The organism is Brevibacterium aurantiacum, from assembly GCF_003932995.1.
GTDB classification, from domain to species: Bacteria; Actinomycetota; Actinomycetes; order Actinomycetales; family Brevibacteriaceae; genus Brevibacterium; species Brevibacterium aurantiacum.
The window spans coordinates 952526-971258 of record NZ_CP025333.1 but is presented as its reverse complement, the minus strand read 5'-3'; the positions used below and the strand labels follow the sequence as shown (position 1 = coordinate 971258).

21 protein-coding genes are annotated in these 18733 nt (G+C 63.8%); 12 read left to right on the top strand and 9 right to left on the bottom strand.

Annotated elements, in window-relative coordinates; genetic code table 11:
- Positions 1-116 precede the first annotated feature (116 nt).
- From CXR25_RS04430 to CXR25_RS04405, 6 genes are all read right to left on the bottom strand, one after another.
- Entirely contained in the window at positions 117-1169 is a 1053-nt protein-coding gene (locus CXR25_RS04430) for an aspartate-semialdehyde dehydrogenase (protein WP_009883331.1), read from the bottom strand.
- Positions 1166-2494, bottom strand: a complete 1329-nt coding sequence (locus tag CXR25_RS04425; RefSeq protein WP_069599629.1) for an aspartate kinase — start codon at positions 2492-2494, stop codon at positions 1166-1168. The genes CXR25_RS04430 and CXR25_RS04425 overlap by 4 nt, the downstream gene beginning before the upstream one ends.
- A gap of 315 nt (positions 2495-2809) precedes the next feature.
- Entirely contained in the window at positions 2810-3043 is a 234-nt protein-coding gene (locus CXR25_RS04420; RefSeq protein WP_009883155.1) for a helix-turn-helix domain-containing protein, read from the bottom strand.
- Complete coding sequence (locus CXR25_RS04415; RefSeq protein ID WP_096146611.1) at positions 3043-3804, bottom strand: DUF2975 domain-containing protein; 762 nt, start codon at positions 3802-3804, stop codon at positions 3043-3045. Before CXR25_RS04415 ends, CXR25_RS04420 begins: the two co-directional genes overlap by 1 nt.
- 116 nt (positions 3805-3920) lie before the next feature.
- Positions 3921-4526 carry a recombination mediator RecR gene (gene recR, locus CXR25_RS04410; protein ID WP_009883158.1) on the bottom strand — a complete coding sequence of 202 codons (606 nt, stop codon included), beginning with the start codon at positions 4524-4526 and terminating at the stop codon, positions 3921-3923.
- Positions 4523-7969 carry a DNA polymerase III subunit gamma and tau gene (locus CXR25_RS04405; RefSeq protein ID WP_125240446.1) on the bottom strand — a complete coding sequence of 1149 codons (3447 nt, stop codon included), beginning with the start codon at positions 7967-7969 and terminating at the stop codon, positions 4523-4525. The genes recR and CXR25_RS04405 overlap by 4 nt, the downstream gene beginning before the upstream one ends.
- Before the next feature lie 116 nt (positions 7970-8085).
- Here CXR25_RS04405 and CXR25_RS04400 point away from each other — a divergent pair, with 116 nt between their 5' ends.
- From CXR25_RS04400 to CXR25_RS04365, 8 genes are read left to right on the top strand one after another with little or no spacing between them, the layout of a single operon-like run.
- Positions 8086-8754, top strand: coding sequence for a DUF1707 SHOCT-like domain-containing protein (locus CXR25_RS04400; protein WP_125240445.1), 669 nt, complete (start codon positions 8086-8088; stop codon positions 8752-8754).
- Complete coding sequence (locus CXR25_RS04395) at positions 8751-8942, top strand: hypothetical protein (RefSeq protein WP_125177998.1); 192 nt, start codon at positions 8751-8753, stop codon at positions 8940-8942. Before CXR25_RS04400 ends, CXR25_RS04395 begins: the two co-directional genes overlap by 4 nt.
- Positions 8943-8973: 31 nt before the next feature.
- Complete coding sequence (locus CXR25_RS04390) at positions 8974-10023, top strand: GNAT family N-acetyltransferase (protein WP_125240444.1); 1050 nt, start codon at positions 8974-8976, stop codon at positions 10021-10023.
- 38 nt (positions 10024-10061) lie between these two features.
- The gene (locus CXR25_RS04385; protein ID WP_009883165.1) at positions 10062-10679 is read left to right on the top strand and encodes a DUF4178 domain-containing protein; all 618 of its coding nucleotides are present in this window, start codon (positions 10062-10064) and stop codon (positions 10677-10679) included.
- Entirely contained in the window at positions 10679-11257 is a 579-nt protein-coding gene (locus CXR25_RS04380) for a DUF2617 family protein (protein ID WP_101557409.1), read from the top strand. Before CXR25_RS04385 ends, CXR25_RS04380 begins: the two co-directional genes overlap by 1 nt.
- On the top strand, positions 11254-11595 hold the full coding sequence (locus CXR25_RS04375) for a hypothetical protein (protein WP_009883168.1): 342 nt from the start codon (positions 11254-11256) through the stop codon (positions 11593-11595). Before CXR25_RS04380 ends, CXR25_RS04375 begins: the two co-directional genes overlap by 4 nt.
- A gap of 48 nt (positions 11596-11643) precedes the next feature.
- Positions 11644-12069, top strand: a complete 426-nt coding sequence (locus CXR25_RS04370; RefSeq protein WP_069599623.1) for a DUF350 domain-containing protein — start codon at positions 11644-11646, stop codon at positions 12067-12069.
- Entirely contained in the window at positions 12066-13694 is a 1629-nt protein-coding gene (locus tag CXR25_RS04365; protein ID WP_125240443.1) for a polyamine aminopropyltransferase, read from the top strand. Before CXR25_RS04370 ends, CXR25_RS04365 begins: the two co-directional genes overlap by 4 nt.
- On the opposite strand, the gene CXR25_RS04360 is transcribed toward CXR25_RS04365, so the two are convergent.
- From CXR25_RS04360 to CXR25_RS04350, 3 genes are all read right to left on the bottom strand, one after another.
- On the bottom strand, positions 13691-14119 hold the full coding sequence (locus CXR25_RS04360) for a DUF4190 domain-containing protein (protein WP_096158353.1): 429 nt from the start codon (positions 14117-14119) through the stop codon (positions 13691-13693). The two genes, CXR25_RS04365 and CXR25_RS04360, sit on opposite strands and share 4 nt — an antisense overlap.
- A 125-nt stretch (positions 14120-14244) precedes the next feature.
- Positions 14245-14847: a TIGR03085 family metal-binding protein gene (locus CXR25_RS04355; RefSeq protein WP_009883174.1), complete on the bottom strand. Its 603-nt coding sequence runs from the start codon at positions 14845-14847 to the stop codon at positions 14245-14247.
- On the bottom strand, positions 14844-15773 hold the full coding sequence (locus tag CXR25_RS04350) for a Sir2 family NAD-dependent protein deacetylase (protein ID WP_096158352.1): 930 nt from the start codon (positions 15771-15773) through the stop codon (positions 14844-14846). The genes CXR25_RS04355 and CXR25_RS04350 overlap by 4 nt, the downstream gene beginning before the upstream one ends.
- Before the next feature lie 42 nt (positions 15774-15815).
- Between CXR25_RS04350 and CXR25_RS04345 the strand changes: the two genes are divergently transcribed.
- The 4 genes from CXR25_RS04345 to CXR25_RS04330 all read left to right on the top strand — a co-directional run bounded on the left by CXR25_RS04345 (position 15816) and on the right by CXR25_RS04330 (position 18668).
- Positions 15816-16268, top strand: a complete 453-nt coding sequence (locus CXR25_RS04345) for a flavodoxin family protein (protein WP_009883176.1) — start codon at positions 15816-15818, stop codon at positions 16266-16268.
- Between the two features lie 121 nt (positions 16269-16389).
- Positions 16390-16809, top strand: a complete 420-nt coding sequence (locus CXR25_RS04340; protein WP_009883177.1) for a hypothetical protein — start codon at positions 16390-16392, stop codon at positions 16807-16809.
- 19 nt (positions 16810-16828) lie between these two features.
- Positions 16829-17188: a winged helix-turn-helix domain-containing protein gene (locus tag CXR25_RS04335; protein WP_009883178.1), complete on the top strand. Its 360-nt coding sequence runs from the start codon at positions 16829-16831 to the stop codon at positions 17186-17188.
- Between the two features lie 52 nt (positions 17189-17240).
- The gene (locus CXR25_RS04330; protein WP_096158351.1) at positions 17241-18668 is read left to right on the top strand and encodes an amidase; all 1428 of its coding nucleotides are present in this window, start codon (positions 17241-17243) and stop codon (positions 18666-18668) included.
- Positions 18669-18733: the final 65 nt, after the last annotated feature.

Here is an 18733-nt window from a genome sequence, read left to right as displayed (position 1 = left end):
TATAAATATTTATATATAGCAACTTGTTTATGTGTGGAAACAGGAGAGCCGCCCGAGACCAACGGTCTTCGGACGGCTCCCATTCAGCTCAGCTCGAGCGTGTTTGGGCTCTGTGCTCAGGCGGCCTGTGACTCGACCTTCTTCGCCAGCAGTGCCGCGATCTGCACTGTGTTCAGGGCAGCACCCTTGCGCAGGTTGTCGTTGGCCACGAACAGGACGAGACCCTTGCCCGCAGGGGCAGACTGGTCGGCACGGATGCGGCCGACGAAGCTCGCGTCCTTGCCCGCTGCCTTCAACGGTGTCGGGACGTCCTCCAGTTCGACACCCGGTGCTTCGGCGAGCACCTCGGTGGCCTTGGCTGGGGTGATCTCGGAGCCGAACTCCGCGTGGATGCTCAGGCTGTGTCCCGTGAACACGGGAACGCGAACGCAGGTTCCTGCCACGAGGAGATCGGGCTTACCGAGAATCTTGCGGCTCTCGTTGCGCAGCTTCTTCTCTTCGTCGGTCTCGAGTTCACCGTCGTCGACGATGGATCCGGCCATGGGCAGGACGTTGAACGCAATGGGCTCGACGTAGTTGTCCGGGGCGGGCAGGCTGACCGCGCTGCCATCGCGGGCCAGCTTGCGTGAGTCGGCGACACCGGCTTCGAGCTGGCTGGCGAGTTCCTCAACTCCGCTCACGCCGGAACCGGACACTGCCTGGTAGGTGCTGACGATGAGTCGCTGGAGGCCAGCGGCGGAATCGAGCGCTTTGAGGACCGGCATCGCGGCCATCGTGGTGCAGTTCGGGTTGGCGATGATGCCCTTGGGCAGTGTGTCCAGAGCCTCTGGGTTGACCTCGCTGACGACCAGGGGGACGTCAGGATCCGAGCGCCACGCCGAGGAATTGTCGACCACGATGGCTCCGGCCGCGGCGAAACGTTCTGCCTGGGCACGGGAAGTGGCCCCACCGGCGGAGAACAATGCGATATCGAGCCCGCTGGGGTCCGCCTCGGCGGCATCTTCGACGGTGATGGACTCACCGTTGAACTCGACGACCTTGCCAGCCGACCTCGCCGAGGCGAAGAGTCGCAGGCTGTTGATCTCGAATCCGGGATTGTCTGCCAGCAGGTCTAGCATGACGCCGCCCACCTGACCGGTTGCTCCGACTACTCCGATATTGACGCTCATCGTCCGGTACCTCCGTAAACCACTGCTTCGTCGTCTTCACTGTCGAGTCCGTACGCGGCATGTGCGGCACGGACGGCGTCGTCGAGGATGTCTGCTCGTGTGACGACGCTGATGCGGATCTCCGAGGTGGAGATCATGTCGATGTTGACCTGGGCGTTGCTCAGGGCCTCGAACAGGATGGCGGTCACGCCTGGGTGAGAGCGCATCCCTGCGCCCACGACCGAGAGCTTGCCGATCTGGTCGTCGTAGCGGACCTGGTCGAAGCCGATCGAGGTCTTCACCGCATCGAGGGCTTCGAGCGCCTTGGCGCCGTCATCCATCGGCAGAGTGAAGGAGATGTCGGTCTTGCCGGGTTCGCGGGTGGAGATGTTCTGGACGATCATGTCGATGTTGATCTCCGTCGCGGCCATGGTGTTGAAGATTTCGGCAGCCTTGCCGGGAACGTCGGGAACGCCGACGATCGTGACCTTGGCCTCCGAGCGATCATGGGCGACTCCGGAAATGATTGCCTGTTCCATGTTGGACTCCGTTTCTGATTCCGCTATTGCCGGGGCCTTCGATCCCTGCTTCGGCCGGAAGGCTTCAGGAATGGGTGAGTCGGTCACCCAGGTGCCTTGATTACGTGAGAATGAGGACCGCACGTGCACGGGCACGTTGTACCGGCGGGCGTACTCGACGCACCGGAGCATGAGGACCTTGGCGCCCGAGGCCGCCATCTCCATCATCTCCTCGTAGCCGATCTCATCGATCTTGTGTGCTGTCGGCACGATGCGGGGGTCGGCGGTGAAGACACCATCGACGTCGGTGTAGATCTCGCAGACATCGGCATCCAATGCCGCTGCGAGGGCAACCGCGGTCGTATCTGATCCGCCGCGCCCCAATGTGGTGATGTTCTTCGCTGTTTGGCTGACTCCCTGGAATCCGGCCACAATAGCCACATATCCCTGGTCGAGTGCCGAGCGGATGCGACCTGGCGTGACGTCGATGATGCGCGCCTTGCCGAACTGCTCGTCGGTGATCACACCGGCCTGTGAGCCGGTGAACGACTGTGCTTCCTCGCCGAGGTTGGCAATCGCCATGGCAAGAACTGCCATGGAGATGCGCTCACCTGCAGTCAGGAGCATGTCGAGTTCACGGGCTGGGGGCATCGGAGAAACCTGTTGGGCCAAGTCGATGAGATCGTCGGTGCTGTCTCCCATGGCCGACACCACGACAACTACTTCGTGACCGGCCTGACGGTTTTCGACAATTCGCTTGGCCACCCGCTTCACCGATTCCGCATCGGCTACCGAGGACCCGCCAAACTTCTGGACGACTATGCTCACTGCAGTCTCTTCCTTATCGCTGATAAGTTCCGTGCCGGGCGATCGATTCCATGGTTCCAAACATGGTGGTCTCGTGCTTGCTTCGATCAGGATTTCAGCCGTGTCGGCTCTCCGGCACCTCGACCATTATATGAGGTCAGCCATTTCACTTCACCTTCGCCCGTCATTCAGACACTGCTCAGGGACGCCGTTTTCGCGGCGACAGTCCGCCGAGATCCCCGCGCTGTTCACGATCTCGAGTACTCGAGCGACGATGTGATCTGCTTGTCTCAGACGACGCGATGTGCTCGTCTCGGTCGGGGCGATGTGCTCATCTCAGTCGGGGCGGACATTGACGGTGAACAGGTCCCCGGGCTGGCAGTCCAGAACCTGGCACAGTGCGATGAGTGTTGAGTATCTGATGGCTTTGGCGCGGTTGTTCTTCAGCACCGAGAGGTTGGCCAGGGACACATCGACGAGTTTCGAGAGTTCAGTCAGGCTCAGACCTCGCTGGGTCAGCAGAGAGTCCAGATGGCAGACGACGTGGAGTGATTCGAATTCCTCAACCATCAGACGAGGCCCTCGAGTTCTTCCGAAGCCCTCTGCCCCGAAGTGAAGCAGCGCCGCAGCAGCTCGATTCCACCGACGACACCCAGCAAGACGAACGCCTGGACCGTCGTCACGCCCGGACCTACCTCATCGGCGATGTCGAGATCACGCGAGACCATGTTGCTGCCCAGCACCATCGCGGCGAAATAGACCAGCCATCCCACGGCGATGAAGCTCTCGAGCACTCCGAGCGCCATGATCGAACGGCTGGTGAACGGGTCACCTTTGGCAATATCCCTGATGACGGGAACGATCGCGACTGCAGCGACTATGAAGGTGAGGATCAGCGCGATCTTCGCAATGAGGAGCAGGACCATCGTCGCGGTGGCCAGGTCGGTTGTGGACACCGTGATCTGAGTCAGTCCGCTCAGAGTCGCTTCTCCCCCTGGGAAGCCAAGTGTCGCCACAGCATCGGACTCGAATTCGAGCGGCAGCCTGATCTTTGCATGCACGAGGTCAGTGACCAGCTCGGTCACTGCATAGATCACGTAGAACCCAAGTGCCAGTCCCACCCAGAGTTCGTACCCCGTGCCGAACGCCTTCCGCTTGGCCGCACCGTCACCGCGCTTCACCCCACCCTTGGGCTTCCCGATGACGGCGTCGTCTGGCTCTTCGGGCAGTTCGCTCTGCCCATTCTCCTGTGCCATGATCCTGCCTTCCTGCTTCGGCGAGTCCTCCTGGGTCGTCAAAGCGTCGACCCCGAATTCATCGCCTAGATTCACCACTTCATATCGTTAGTCGATATATCGATAATCAACATACTTCACGATAATCGATATGGAGTCAAGAGGGCGGAGCGAAAGTTCACGGACATCCGCGAACACTGAGCAGAGGTGGATCAGTCCATTTCGCGACGGCCGGAAAAGGCCCGACCAAGGGTGACTTCATCGGCGTATTCGAGGTCTCCGCCGACAGGCAGTCCCGAAGCCAGCCTCGTCACAGTCACTCCCAGGGAGTTGAGCAGACGCACGAGGTAGGTGGCGGTGGCTTCACCCTCGAGGTTGGGGTCGGTGGCGATGACGCATTCCTTGACTTCGCCGTTCTGCAGGCGCGGCATCAGTTCCTTGATGCGCAGATTGTCCGGCCCGACTCCGGCCATCGGATCGATCGCACCGCCGAGCACGTGATAGAGGCCCCGGTACTCGCGAGTCCGCTCGATGGCCACGACGTCCTTGGGTTCCTCGACGACGCAGATCATCGAGCGATCGCGACGCGGGTCCTGGCACACTGTGCACTCTGCCTCTTCAGAGACGTTGCCGCAGATGTCGCAGAAGCGCACACGCTTCTTCACCTCTGTCAGGGCCTGAGCCAGTGAGCTGACGTCGGCGGATTCAGATTGGAGAATATGGAACGCCAACCGCTGCGCGGACTTCGGGCCGATGCCCGGAAGCTTGCCGAATTCCTCGACCAGGTCCTGCAGGGCACCTTCGTAAACCGCGCTCATACTTCTCTTTCATCAATGATCTCGCCGCCGAGGACCCGTGCGATCACGGCCACCCCGATCTGCGGGGCGTCCGAGATGTCGAGGTCCGTCTCCGGATCATACTCGTCCTCATCAGCCCCGGAGCTCTGAGGCCGAGCATCAGCGTGGGCATCATTCGCTGAAGTTCCGGGCATCGTGGAGTTCCCGTTCTGCGAGTACCCGTTCTCTCCGCTCTGGGCCGGTGGCTGCGGGGTGCTGCCACCATGCTTTTCAGCAAGAGCGGCGAAACGGGACTTGAACGGCTTCGCCGCTCCATGCCCCTGTGGTCGTGAGGACTGGGCAGGTGGCTGAGAGGTAGTCTCCGGCAGTCCAGTACCACCATCGGCGTAGTCACCGAGGAAATCAAGGTCGTCGTCTTCCGGCGGAGGGACGACAAGTGCTCCGACTTCCACAGCGCCCGAGCCTGCACTCGTGAACTCCTCGCCCGCAGCTGCAGGCTGGGTCTCTCCGTCTGAGGAGTCGCCGAGGTTCGGGGCCTCTTCGTCGGGTCCGTCGTGCCAGGTCGGCTCCTCCCACCGTGGCTGCACATACTCCATCGGTGCATCCTCCGGTGCCGACTGCGCCTCCGGTGCTGCGGCATGTGGCGCGGGATCCGCCCGGTGATCCACCTCCGACTGCTCAGGGGCAGTGTTGTCCGAGGGATCGCTGAAGAAGTCCTCATCGGAGAGGTCAGGTACGACAATGTCCGAGTCCGCCAGGGACTCGTCCGAGGCAGGCTGTTCGAACGTCGACTGCTCAGAGGCCTGCTGTTCGGGGCTCTGACCTGCCGACGCCGCCATTTCGGCAGGTGCCTGCTCCTCGACAGGTGCCGACTGACCGCCTGAATCCTGCGCGTCGTCCGCCGTGTTCTGGTCGGTCGGAACGTTCTCTTCCCGCGAAGCAGGTTCGTCGGTGGGGCCAGAGTGGGCGCTTGGTCCGTCTCCGGCATCGTTGGAAGCGTCTGCAGATGGTGAGTCGGAGGTGGCATCGGAATCTGGGCCAGAGTCTGAGCCGGATTGAGAATCAGTCGGTGGCTGAGGTGCTTCGTGTGACGCCGGCTGTTCCCCCTCCTCGTCGTCATCGGACCATGGGCCCTGCGGAGAGCCGCTGGTCTCCCAGAACTTCTCATGATCGACCTGCGGTTTGTCGACCTCGCGTGTGCCGACGACCGCGGCCACTTCCTGCGGACTGGGTCGTCTTTGGGCGGGTGCCGGACCCCGATTTCCTGGAGCCTCGCTCGGCGCCGGCGCCGAGGCTCCCTTGCCGCCTGTCCCGCGTCCGGCATCTGCCTGGCCCGAGTTCCCGCCGATACGACCGACATCACCGATGTCGATACGTGCCTGAATGCCGAGGACATCATTGATCGCCATCGCCAGCTTGGCCGCATGGTCTCTCTGCTGGAAGCCCTGAACGGAACCGGCATTGTTGAATCCGAGGTAGACGACTCCAGCGGAATATGACTGCGGGATCGCATTCGCCGCAATGATCGCTCTGGTCAGGCGACTGCGTTTTTCGACTGCGGCAAGGATGCTCGGCCAGGCCCGTCGAATCGCTTCGATTTCACCGCCGATGTGACCGGCGCCGGCCACGGCATCGCCCTCCGGCGCAGAGTTATCCGCCGAGGCTGAGCCCCGAGGCTGCGCACCGGCCTTCTGCTCGCTACGGACCTGGGGAACTGGGTCGGACTGGGCTGAGTCGGACTGGGCTGAGTCAGCCGGAGCGTGGTCATAATGACCTGGGCCAGCCGCATCTGAGTCAGCCGGCGCCTGAGCCTGCGAGACCTGGCCCTGCGAGGCCTGAGCCTGCGAAGCCCGGTCAGGCTGCTCCTGGGACGAAGGCATGGCGCCAGGCTGCTGAGCACGTGAGGCATCTGAGCTCGACGGTGAATCACCGTGCTGAGCATCGCGACCGGATGGCCGATCATCCGCGACGGCCTCCGCAGCCTGCGCGGAGTCTTCGGGAAGTGACGACCGATCTTCCTGTGGACTATCGGCTGGAGTCGAGGCTGGTGGCTCGTTGAGCATGGACTCGGCGGCCGCGGCCATCTCGGCGAGCTCGTCGAAATCATCTCGTGGCGCCTGGCTCGGCGGCGGTGCCTGATTCGAGGACTGCGCTGCGGGAGCCGGCGAAGGCTGCGACTGTCCCGAAGCGCCTTGTGACTGTCCCTGCGCCGGCGGTGTGGAACTCGATTGCCCGCCGTCTCCGGACGGGGCAACCGCCTCCGGCTGAGCAGGTGGAATGTTCGCGGCTGTGCCCGAGGCGGACATGCCGATGCGGCGTTCCATCCGTTCGACACGGCTGAGCACGGCGTCTCGACTGCGACCCGAGCCGGGCAGAAGAATGCGCGCACAGATCAGCTCGAGCTGCAGCCTCGGCGAGGTTGCTCCTGACATTTCGGTCAGGCCCTGGTTGAGCAGGTCCGCCGATCGAGAGAGCTCACCCTGTCCGAAGCCTCTGGCCTGCAGAGTCAGTCGCTCGAGGCGGTCCGGAGGGACTTCCGGCAAGAAGGCATGAGCCGCCTCGGGGGCAGCATTGATGACGATGAGATCGCGCATGCGCTCGAGCAGATCCTCAACGAAGCGACGCGGGTCCTGCCCCGACTCGATGACCCGCTCGACGGCACGGTAGACCCCGCCGCCATCGCCGGCGGAGAAGGCGTCGACGATGTCGCTGAGCAGGGAGTCAGGGGTGTATCCCAGGAGCGCGATGGCTCCTGCATAGTCGACGCCATCGGGACCCGAACCGGCGATGAGCTGGTCGAGCACGGACAGGGTGTCACGCACGGATCCGCCGCCGGCGCGCACGACGAGCGGAAGCACACCCTTGGCAACCTGCACACCTTCGCGGTTGCACAGGTCTTCCATGTAGTTACCCAAAGCTTCGGGCGGGACCAGGCGGAACGGGTAGTGATGGGTCCGCGAGCGGATTGTGCCGATGACCTTCTCAGGCTCGGTCGTCGCGAAGATGAACTTGATGTGAGGCGGCGGCTCCTCGACGATCTTGAGCAGCGCGTTGAAGCCCTGCGAGGTCACCATATGGGCCTCATCGAGGATGAAGACCTTGTACCGATCACGGGCCGGGGCATAGACCGCGCGCTCACGCAGGTCGCGGGCATCGTCGACGCCGTTGTGGCTGGCCGCGTCGATCTCCACGACATCGAGCGAACCCGAGCCGCCATTGGCCAGGTCCTCACAGCTCGGGCACTCACCGCAGGGCACAGGAGTCGGCCCCTTGGCACAGTTGAGACACCTCGCCAGGATCCGTGCCGAGGTGGTCTTGCCACACCCTCGGGGGCCGGAGAACAGATAGGCATGGTTGATGCGGCCACGTTCGATCGCGGCCTTGAGCGGATCGGTCACATGCTCTTGACCGATGACCTCATCGAAGGTCTCTGGGCGGTATCTTCTGTACAGTGCGGTGGACACATGCTTAGCCTAATGCCAACGGCTGACACGACACACGCACCCGCTCCTCGTCGCCATCGTGAGCTTGCGCCCACTGTCGTTGTGGACAAGCGCGTGAATCGGGCACGATAGAGATCATGAGCAACTCCTCCTCCCATTTCCCTGACGACGATCATGCCGAAAACGATCCGGCGAAGACCTACCGCATCGGGCACAAAGAGCGTGACGAAGCGATCGAAGTCCTGCGCGAAGCCGCCGGCGACGGTCGCATCACGGTGGAGGAGCTCGACGAACGCATGGAGAAGGTCCACGCTGCCCGCTTCCCGGTTGACCTCGACGAGGTCCTCTCCGACCTCACCATCCAACTGCCCTCTGATCGATTCCGTCCCGGTAGCGCTGTCGCCCGATCGACTCCTGCGGGCCGGGCCATCGACTCAGGCAAGCCGTTGGTCATCAAGGCCGGCTGGGAGAGCGACCTCCGCCGCGGGCGGTGGCAGGTCCCGCCCTACATCAGGTGCGAGCCGTCGATGTCGAACGTGGAACTGAACTTCCTCGAGGTCGAGACCGACCTTGAGGTCATCAATGTCGAAGTCGTCGCTGGAATGGGGTCGGTCATCGTCGTCGTCCCCGATGACTGGGCCGTCAACGTCGACGACCTGTCCAAGTCCTGGGGCTCGGTGAAGTCCGTGGTCAACGCTGTTCCAGAGGGCCGCAAGCCGATCATCGAAGTCACCGGCTCGATCGGCATGGGTTCCTTCCGGGCCCGCTTCGCGAATTTCCTCGACCGTCGTCGGATGGCCAAGTGATGGAGCCGGGTCTCGGCGCCGTCATCTTCCTCATCCTGACCATCATCGTGGTCTTCAGCGTGGGTGCCTTCCTCGTCTACCGGGTGATGAATCGTCCCAACGCACACATCGGCTCCCGCCTGCCCACAGAGGATCCCAACGCCGAGGTGGGACCTGAGGACGGATCGGACCCTCCCTCGAATCCTTGAAATCCGGGTCGAAGCGTGGTCGACTCAAGTCATGGTCGATGTCCAGATCGCCCGCATCGAGCCCGACGACGTCGACGGGCTCACGCAATGGCGTGCGCTCATGTGTGAGGCCTACACCGTCGGCCGCACCGCCGCCTGGTGGCAGAGCCTCGAGTCGACCCTCACCCAATTCGCACAGCCGCGCTCCGACAAGGCCGACATCGCACTCGTGGCCCACCTCGGCGAAGTACCCGTCGGCGGCGCCGAGATCAACATCGTCACCGACGCCCCTGCCGATGTCGAAATCGGGATCCTGCCCGCGCACCGACGACAGGGTTACGGCACGTCGATCGCCGGAGCCGTCGCGGATCTGCTGCGTGGACGCACGGAGCTCGTCCAGACCGAAACCTACTGCCCGGAGGGGGTGGCCTTCGCACAGGCACAGGGACTGATCATCGGCAATGAGGAACAGCGGCTGCTGCTGGACCTGCCGGCCTACCTGCGTGATGATGCCAACCGCTACAGGGACCCGGCTGTGAAGTCACGGCTGGCGATAGACCCCGATCCGAATGTGTCCATCACCTCGTGGATCGGTGGCTGCCCGGACGAAGCAGTCGAGGACTGGGCACGGCTGCGTCAGCAGATGGACGAGGACGTCCCGGTCGGTGACCTCACGCGCACGCTCAAGCATGCCGGTGCCGACGCGATCCGCACCCATGAGGAGCGGATGGCCGACCAGGGCTGGATTCTGGTCAGCTCGATCGCCCACGTCGACGACCACACCGCCGAGGTCGACGACAATGCCGCTGACGGGCCGGTTGCTGTCGGGTACACGGAGATCATGGTCTCCCGCCACGAGACGGACATCGTCGTCCAGGAGGACACCTTCGTCGAGGGAGCGTATCGCGGTCGTGGCATCGGACGCGGGCTCAAGGTCGCGAACATGCGCCAGCTCCACGAGATCCCGGAAGTCGCCCAGGCCGACTGGATCCAGACCTACACAGCCACGGGCAATGGGCCGATGCACGCGCTCAACCGGGATCTCGGCTTCTTCCCTGCGGATTCCATGACCGCGCTCGAGGGACGTTTCGACTACAGTTGAGTGTGAAAGTTCCGGCTATCTGATCGAAGCAGGCACCCGTGTCATCGAATATCCTCATCACCGTCTTGGTGTTCATCATCGTCGTTCTCATCACGGTGATCGTCATCCGCAGGCGTGCTGCCAGCCGCCGCAAGTTCGAAGAGAATGCGGCCGCACCCCGCCGACCACAGGATCCGTTCGCGCCGGAGCAGAACGCAGGCGGGGATCCGGAGACGATCAAGGCCGGTGACCTGCTCGAATTCGGCAATGAGAAGTTCTTCGTCCGCGGCACCCTGCGCATCTCAGAGGGCGGCTACGACTGGGCCGAGCACTTCTTCCAGGCCGACCAGTCCGCTACCCGCCTGTGGCTGACCGTCGAGAATGATCCCGATCTGCAGGTCTCCCGGTGGAGTGATCGCCCCGAGCTCGACATCGAGCCCAAGGCCAAGACCATCACGATCGAGGGCACCGAGTACAAACTCGTCGAGCACGGCACCGCCTCCTATCGCTCCGAGGGCACCACCGGCCTCAATGAGAAGGGCGGCGTCGACTACGTCGACTACGAGTCCGATGACCACAAGCTGCTCGCCTTCGAACGCTTCGACCACGGTCGTTGGGAAGTGAGCACCGGCGAATCGATCCCGGTCGGTTCCTTCACCATCTATTCGGGCAGCTGATGACACTCACTCCCCCATTGGCACACCCGGTGCCGGCCCAGCACCTGAGCGTCGACGTGGCCTTCGCCGATACGTCTGCCCAGGCGCTGACCTTCAGCCTCGACCATGGCCGCATCACCCCTCTGGCCTCCGACTTCATCGACCTGCCGTCGTCGAATGGGCAGGATCGTTTGCAGCTCGAGCTCCACGTCATCGGCTCCTCCCACCAAGTGATCCTGAGCGACAACAACACTGACGCGTTCATCGAAACCTTCGCCTGCCTCGGCGAGGATGAGCGTCCCGGCTGGGACACGACCCGCACCACCGCTGGAACCTGGTCGGGATTCACCCGACATCAGTTCCGCTGCGAGCTCACAGATGTTCCCGGCAGCTTCAGTGATGCCGCCGCCGAGGTGGTGGCCCGTTCGAGTGCCCACCACCGTCACCTCGTCGTTGACTTCCCCGGTGAACCAGGTGCGCTGACGGCGCTGGCCCTGACCGACTGCAGTTCCGAGCAACTCTCCTGGCGGAGCTGGCACTGCTATCCACAGCACCGACAGATCGTGCACAGCCACAGCGAACTGAGGAGGAGATCATGAGCCGCGATCCCAATGTCTCCATGGGCGGAGGCTCCTTCAACTTCGACGCCGAGAACGGGCGCGGCTCCGGCGGCGGAGACCGCGGCTCCGGACCCTCGAACAACAATTCCGGCGGCCCGAAGAAACGCTCCGGCTGCGGCACCGTCATCGCACTGGTAGTCATCGTCCTGATCCTCGGCAACATCATGAATGGCTGCACGGATGACTCGGACGGCTCGGGTGGCGGTGGCGGCGGATTCTTCTTCCTGCCCTTCTTCGGCGGCGGCTCCAGCAGCGTCGGATCGAACTACGGCGACGGCTCGGGATTCCGCGGCGGCGGACCCGGCACCGGCAAATGACAGCGTTCGCGGCAAATGACAGCACCGACAGCACTCTGAAAGGCAATCATGTTGGCAGAACTCTTCTTTGAGATCGGGATCGTCCTCTCCTACGCCGTGAGCGGCCTCGCGCTCATGCTCATCGGCTACTTCGTCGTCGACCTCCTCACCCCGGGAAAGCTGCACGTCATCCTCTGGCAGCAGAAGTCGAAGAATGCCGTGATCCTCGTCGCGTCCGACCTCCTCGGTGTGGCGATCATCGTCATCGCCGCGATCCGTGCCAGCGCGGATGACTTCGTCTTCGGCATCATCTCCACCCTGGTCTTCGGCATCGTCGGCATCATCCTCATGGCCCTGAGCTTCCTGCTCATCGACGCCTTCACCCCCGGCAAGCTCGGCGACATGATCAAACCCGATGCGTTTCACCCTGAAGTGTGGGTCAATGCCTCCGCTCATGTGGGCATCGCGGGCATCATGGCCGCAGCGCTCCTTTGAGTTCACCGACAGAATCCGCTGACGCCGATAGCACCGGCGGCAGCAAACCGATCACGCTGCCGCTGAAGCCAGGACCCGCCCGCTTCTTCGTGCTCCTGGCCGTCTTCATCTGCGCCAGCTGCGGCATGGTCTACGAGCTCGCGCTCGTCGCACTCGGCTCCTACCTCCTCGGCGACACCATCGTTCAGGCCTCGATCGTCCTTTCGGTCATGGTATTCGCGATGGGCATCGGGTCCCTGGCCACGAAGCGCCTGACCGAGTTCGCCGCAGTCGCCTTCGCCCTCATCGAGGCCGCGCTGGGCATCATCGGCGGCCTCTCGGTCATCCTGCTCTACCTCGCCTTCGCCTTCGCCGACATCTACACAGTCGCGATGGTCGCCCTCGCCTTCGTCATCGGCGCGCTCATCGGCGCGGAGATCCCCCTGCTCATGGAGCTCGTCCAACGCATCCGGGCGCAGAAGGCCTCCAGCGCCGTCGCCGATCTCTTCGCCGCGGACTACGTCGGCGGGCTGGTCGGCGGGCTCGCCTTCCCCTTCATCCTGCTCCCGATCTTCGGTCTGCCCAGAGGCGCTCTGGCGGTGGGGATCACGAATGCCGTCGTCGGCATCCTCATCGTGCTCTGGCTCTTCCGCACCGAGATCCGCACCCGCACACAGGTGATCCTGGCTGGCCTGCTCGTCCTCATCGTCGGCGGACTCACCGTGGTCTGGGTGTTCACCGACGACATCGAGATGACGACCCGGCAGCGCCTCTACCGGGATCCGATCGTCTATTCCCAGCGCACGGACTACCAGGAGATCGTGCTCACCGAGTCACAGAAGACCGGGGACACGCGGCTCTACCTCAATGGAGATCTGCAGTTCGCTTCGGCCGACGAATATCGCTATCACGAGTCCCTGGTCCATCCGCTCATGGATGGGCCCAAGCGCAATGTCCTCGTCCTCGGCGGCGGGGACGGTCTGGCTGTGCGGGAGATCCTCAAATATCCCGATGTCGAATCGGTGACACTCGTCGACCTCGACCCCCGCGTCCTCGAACTCGCCAAGACATCGGACCACTTCACTGACTTCAACGAAGACTCCCTCGATGATCCCCGAGTGAAGACCATCGCCGCCGATGCGTTCACCTGGCTGCGCGAAGCCGAGCACACCGCCTACGATGCGGTCATCGCCGATCTGCCGGATCCGGACGATGTCGCCACCTCGAAGCTCTACAGCATCGAGTTCTACGGACTGATCAAACAGGTCATGTCCCCCGAGGCCAGGCTCGTCGTCCAGGCTGGCTCCCCGTACTTCGCTCCGGAGGCCTATTGGGGCATCGGGGAGGCCGTCGCCGAGGCGGGCCTGGCCACCACGCCCTATCACGTCGATGTCCCCAGCTTCGGTGACTGGGGCTATTTCCTGGCCGATGCCTCCGAAGGCAGTGGAGCCGAGGAGCAGGGTCCGAACGTGACAATCCCCCGGGATGCTCCCGAGGGATTGAAATTCGCGACGGCTGAAGTGCTCGCGTCCTCCACCACGTTCGCGCCCGACCGTGATCGGGCTTCCGTCGGTGATGTTGAGGCCTCGACCCTGCTCCACCCTCGCGTGCTCGACCAGGAGCGCGGAGCCTGGGTCGGGTACTAGGCCCCGAGGAGTCCTGCCAGTCCGGCGAATCCTGCGATGGACAGGCCGAGCAGTCCGCCCAGCACCGCCACTGAGATGAAGACGATGCCGAGGATGAAGCCCCATTTGCCCATCTCGTTGTCGCCGAAACCCGCGCTTCGTGAGTTCTTGCGCGCCATATGGCCGGTGATGATGCCGACGATGGGGCCGAGGAAGTTGAAGCCCAGGAAGGTCGAGAGGGTCGCGACGAGGGAGATGATTCCCAGGACCTTGCCCGGATCTTCCTCTGCCCGGGCGCGGTAGGACTGCGGTGGCTGTGCGCCGGTGGTGTAGCCCTGATTCGCTTCCAGGTAGCCCTGGCCACCAGTGGTCGAGGAGTATCCGGAGTTCGAGGGGTAGTTGGTCTCTGCTGTGTAGTCGGAGTTGGGGGTGGGGGTGGGGTTCATCTTTCTGCCTCTGCTTGTGCGGCTGCTGTTGGTATCAGCTTAGGAACTTGCACTTGGCAGGGGAATGATACAAACCGTTCAGCTGTTCGGGGGTTTTCCCCCGCCTCGCCCAACGATGCGGTCCCTCACTTCACATCGACGAGGGCATGGTCCTCTCGGCCCATGAGGTAGAGCAGGATCTCCACGGGTTCACCGGTGATGGTGAGCCCCTGGGCACCGCCCTTACTCCCGCCGGATTTTCTGCCCGTGCTGTGCTGGCCGAATCCGGGGCTGACGATCGTGACGCGGCCCTCGGCCTTGGCAGCGAAGGGTAGGAGCGCGGTTCGGCACGCTGTCCACACGGCACGGTTCTCCGGCAGGGACAGCCTGCGTGGGATCCATTCGATCTCCGCGCGTCGGATGTCCTCGTGGTGGACGATGTATTCGGCGGTGTTCATCACGGATTCGACGCCGGGCCACCGACCCGGGGTCCACCTCGGCGGGGATGCCACGAGACCCAGCAGACTCGAATACGGCATCGCGGCATACACACGTTCCTGCTCCTCGCGCTTGCCTTCGAGCTTCGGCATGAAGATGCCGAGGGCGGCCACGGGGTGGCGTTCGCGGATGACGAGGTGGGTGGCAAGGTCACGTGTCGTCCAGCCCTCGCACAGCGTCGGGGCGTCTTCACCGGCCCTGTTGGCTGTATCGACGAGGCGGAGGCGTTCGGTTCGGGCAAGATTGCTCATGCCTGAAGCTTGTCATCATCGCCTTGGATTCCTCTGAGTGCCCACCCCTTGACGAAGTCGCCGACGCGGGAGATCGAGCGGTAGTCAGCAAGCTCATCTCCCCTGGTGGGACCGTCTGTGACGATGACCACCGGCTTCCCGGCCTTCGCCGCCGCCCGCACGAAACGCAGCCCCGACAACACCGCGAGCGAGGATCCGAGCACGACGATTCCACTCGCCTCAGCGCAGATGCGATTCGCCTCCTGCAGCCTCGCCGGAGGCACGGAGTCACCGAAGTACACGACATCGGGTTTGAGGATTCCACCGCAGCGGGGGCAGTCGGTGACCACGAAGTCCGCCGTCTCCTCCAGATCCACGTCACCGTCGGGGGCCGTCTCGACATCGATCGGATCGATTCCCACGAGTTTCGCGAACTCGGGGTTGAGCTCGCTCAACTGGATCTGGACCCAGTCTCGGTCGAACATGTGCCCTTCCTTGAGGCAGATGACACGATCCAGGCTGCCATGCAGATCGATGACCGGACTGCGACTGCCCTCCTCCCGTGCCGCGGCCTGGTGGAGTCCGTCGACATTCTGCGTGACGATGCCGGCGACGGGCAGCTGAGCGAGCCCCAGATGTGCCGCATTAGGCCGGGCAGAGCGCATCCGCGGCCAGCCCACCCAGGAACGCGCCCAGTAGCGGGCTCGCTGGTCGGGATGGGATAGGAAGGTCTGGATCGTCATCGGCTGGCGGGGAACGGCGTCGGGTCCCCGATAGTCGGGGACTCCCGAATCCGTGCTCATCCCGGCCCCGGTCAGCACCGCCCACCCGGAGGTGTCGATTCCCACGGCCCCGGCAGTGCCGGTGAGCACGTCGATGATCTCATCATCGCTGTGGCTGGGCTCGGGTCGTGTCCGCCCGCGGAGCGGATCAAAGATGACTGCCACGAATCCTCCCTCGTCGAAATGCTGCAGGGTTAGTCTGGTCCCATGGTCAGCATATTGCTCGTTCATCATTCCCCGTCACAGGCAACGACTGAAATCGCCGAGGCGGCCCTGTCCGGACTGCGCATGCCGGAGCTGGGTGACGTCGACGTCATAGTCCGTCCCGCCTTGGAGGCGACGGCCGAGGACGTGCTCGCCGCCGATGGGTTCGTCCTCGGCACGACGGCGAACTTCGGCTACATCTCCGGAGCCCTCAAGCACTTCTTCGACACCACGTACGACGCGGTCAGGGAGCCGACCGCCGGTCGCCCGTTCTCCTATTGGATCCACGGCGGCTACGACACGACCGGAGCGGAGACCGCGATGAAGCAGATCACGACGGGTCTGGGCTGGAGGCTCGCCTTCGACCCGCTCATCGTCACCGGCGAGGTCACCGCCGACCACCTCGGCGCGACCACCGAGCTTGCAGCCACAGTGGCTGCTGCGGCTTCTGCCTGAGCCCTGCTGCGAGAACAACTTCGCGAAAGCACTTTCCATTATGGAAAGTACTTGCTAAGCTGTAATTACTTCCATCAGGAAGTCACCGTTTCTCGGTGAAGACAGCAACGAAGGAGTTGTCATGACCACGCCCACCCCGCAGCAGGCCAAGGACCTTCTCTCGCAGGTCGAGTCGAATCAGGCCCACGCCCGATCCAGCGATGCCTGGCCGCTGGTCACGATGCTCTTCGTCTACAGTGCGGCCATCTCCGTGGGGATCCTCGCCGTCGGACTCATCGAGGACAACACGACCCAGCTGATCATCCTCGGCGCCGGCGGCGCCTGGCTGGTGCCGGCCCTCATCGTCTATTCCGTGAAGGCCCTGAGCTGGAGTCGCCGGTCAACCGTCCTGCTCTGCACCTGGCTGCCGCTGACCTTCGTCGCCCTGTTCACAGCGATCATCGTCGACTCGTTCACTCCCACGTCGTGGGTGCCGTTCGCCGCTGCCGGCTTCATCTGGGTCCTCTCCCCCATCATGGCCCTTGTCGGACTGCGCCGCTGAGAAAGGACGAGGCACGATCATGAATCCCTACATCAGCACCGACGACGAATCCGATGACACGATGGACAACCTCGGCGAGTCCTTGACTCGGATCGAATCAGATCTGAACAATCCCACTCGACTCGGCATCGTGGCGAGTCTGAAGAATCGGGACCGCGCGGAATTCAAACTCCTGCGCGACTCCCTCGGCGTCTCCGACTCCGTGCTCTCCCGCCACATCTCCGCCCTCGAGAAGGCGGGGCTGGTCGAGGTCCGAAAGGGCTATGTCGGCAAACGCCCCCGCACATGGGTCGCCATCAGCACAGACGGGAGCGCCCGACTCGACGCTCATGTCCAGGCCCTGCGGGAGCTCGCCGGGGGCGGCGCTGACCAGCAGTGACGTTCTGAGATTTCCCGGTTAGCATGGGGACAACCGATGCAAGGAGGCGTCCATGGCCAGCAGCACAACCACCTCGGCGAACAGCGGACTCGAGTTCCGTGAGCTGCACGAGGTCTCGGAACTCATCAGATCCGGGCGGCTGAGCTCCAGGGCAGCCACCGAGGCCATGTTCGACCGGATCGACGAACTCGACCCTCACCTCCTGTCCTTCGTCACCCTGATGCGCGAATCGGCCTTGGCCGCCGCCGACGACCTCGATGAACGTCTGGCGCGCGGGGACTGGCTGGGTCCGCTGCACGGTGTGCCGCTGGCGATCAAAGACCTGGCCTACACCCATGACGCGCCGACAGGTGCGGGCACCACGATCCACGCCGACTTCCAGCCCGACTTCGACGCCACCGTCGTGGCTCGCCTGCGGGCGGCCGGGGCGGTGATCCTGGGAAAGCTGCGGCTCACCGAGGGTGCGTTCACCGGACATCATCCCGACCTGCCGACCCCGGTCAACCCTTGGGAGCCCAACACCTGGTCAGGGGTCTCCTCGAGCGGTTCGGGCGTCGCGACCGCAGCCGGCCTCTGCTACGGCTCGTTGGGCTCGGACACCGGAGGTTCGATCCGACTGCCGTCCTCGGCCAATGGGGTCACCGGACTCAAATCCACCTGGGGCCGGGTCTCACGCAACGGCATCTTTCCCTTGGCGCCGAGCCTTGACCACATCGGACCGATGACGCGCAGCGCACGCGATGCCGCCATCATCCTCGAGGCCATCGCCGGCCATGACCCGAACGACCCGACGTCGGCGCTTGAACCGGTGCCCCGCTACAGCCTGCAGCTCAGGCTCGAGACCACCCCGGTCGTCGGATTCGACCGCGAACTGGCAGCCGAACATTTCGATGACGTCACCAACGAGATGCTCGAATCCACCATCGAGGTGCTCCTCGACCTCGGTTGGCGCGTCCTCGACGTGCGCACCCCCGGATTCGCCGAAGCGGCACAGGAATGGACTGCCCTGTGCGGAATCGAGACCGCGGGCGTTCACGCAGAGAACTACCCGTCGAGGTCGGCCGAGTACGGTCCCGACCTCGCCGGCCTCATCGAGATCGGGCGCGGCCTCAGCGCCATCGACTACCACGAGCTGCTCGAATCCCGGCGAGCATTCACCGGTCGCATGCGCGCTCTCATGTCCGACATCGACCTGCTGCTGCTTCCAGGCATCGGAGCCGCCTCACCGACGATTTCACAGATGGAGAATCTCGGCTCCGACGCCGAGCTGTTCGCCGGAGTCACGATTCCGACGGCACCGATCGACAACTGTGGCATGCCCTCGATCACTCTGCCCGCCGGCTTCACCGAGCGCGGCACCCCGCTGGCTGCTCAGTTCGTCGCCGGTGACTTCAAGGAGGGCCTGCTGCTGGCCGCTGGGCATACCTTCCAGCAGGCCACCGATTTCCACCGACAGCACCCTCACATCGTGGCCGTCTAGTCGAGGCTCACTGCGCCTGCCCAGGTCGGGGGCGCAGATCGCGGTCGGCTGCGCCTATCCTGGTG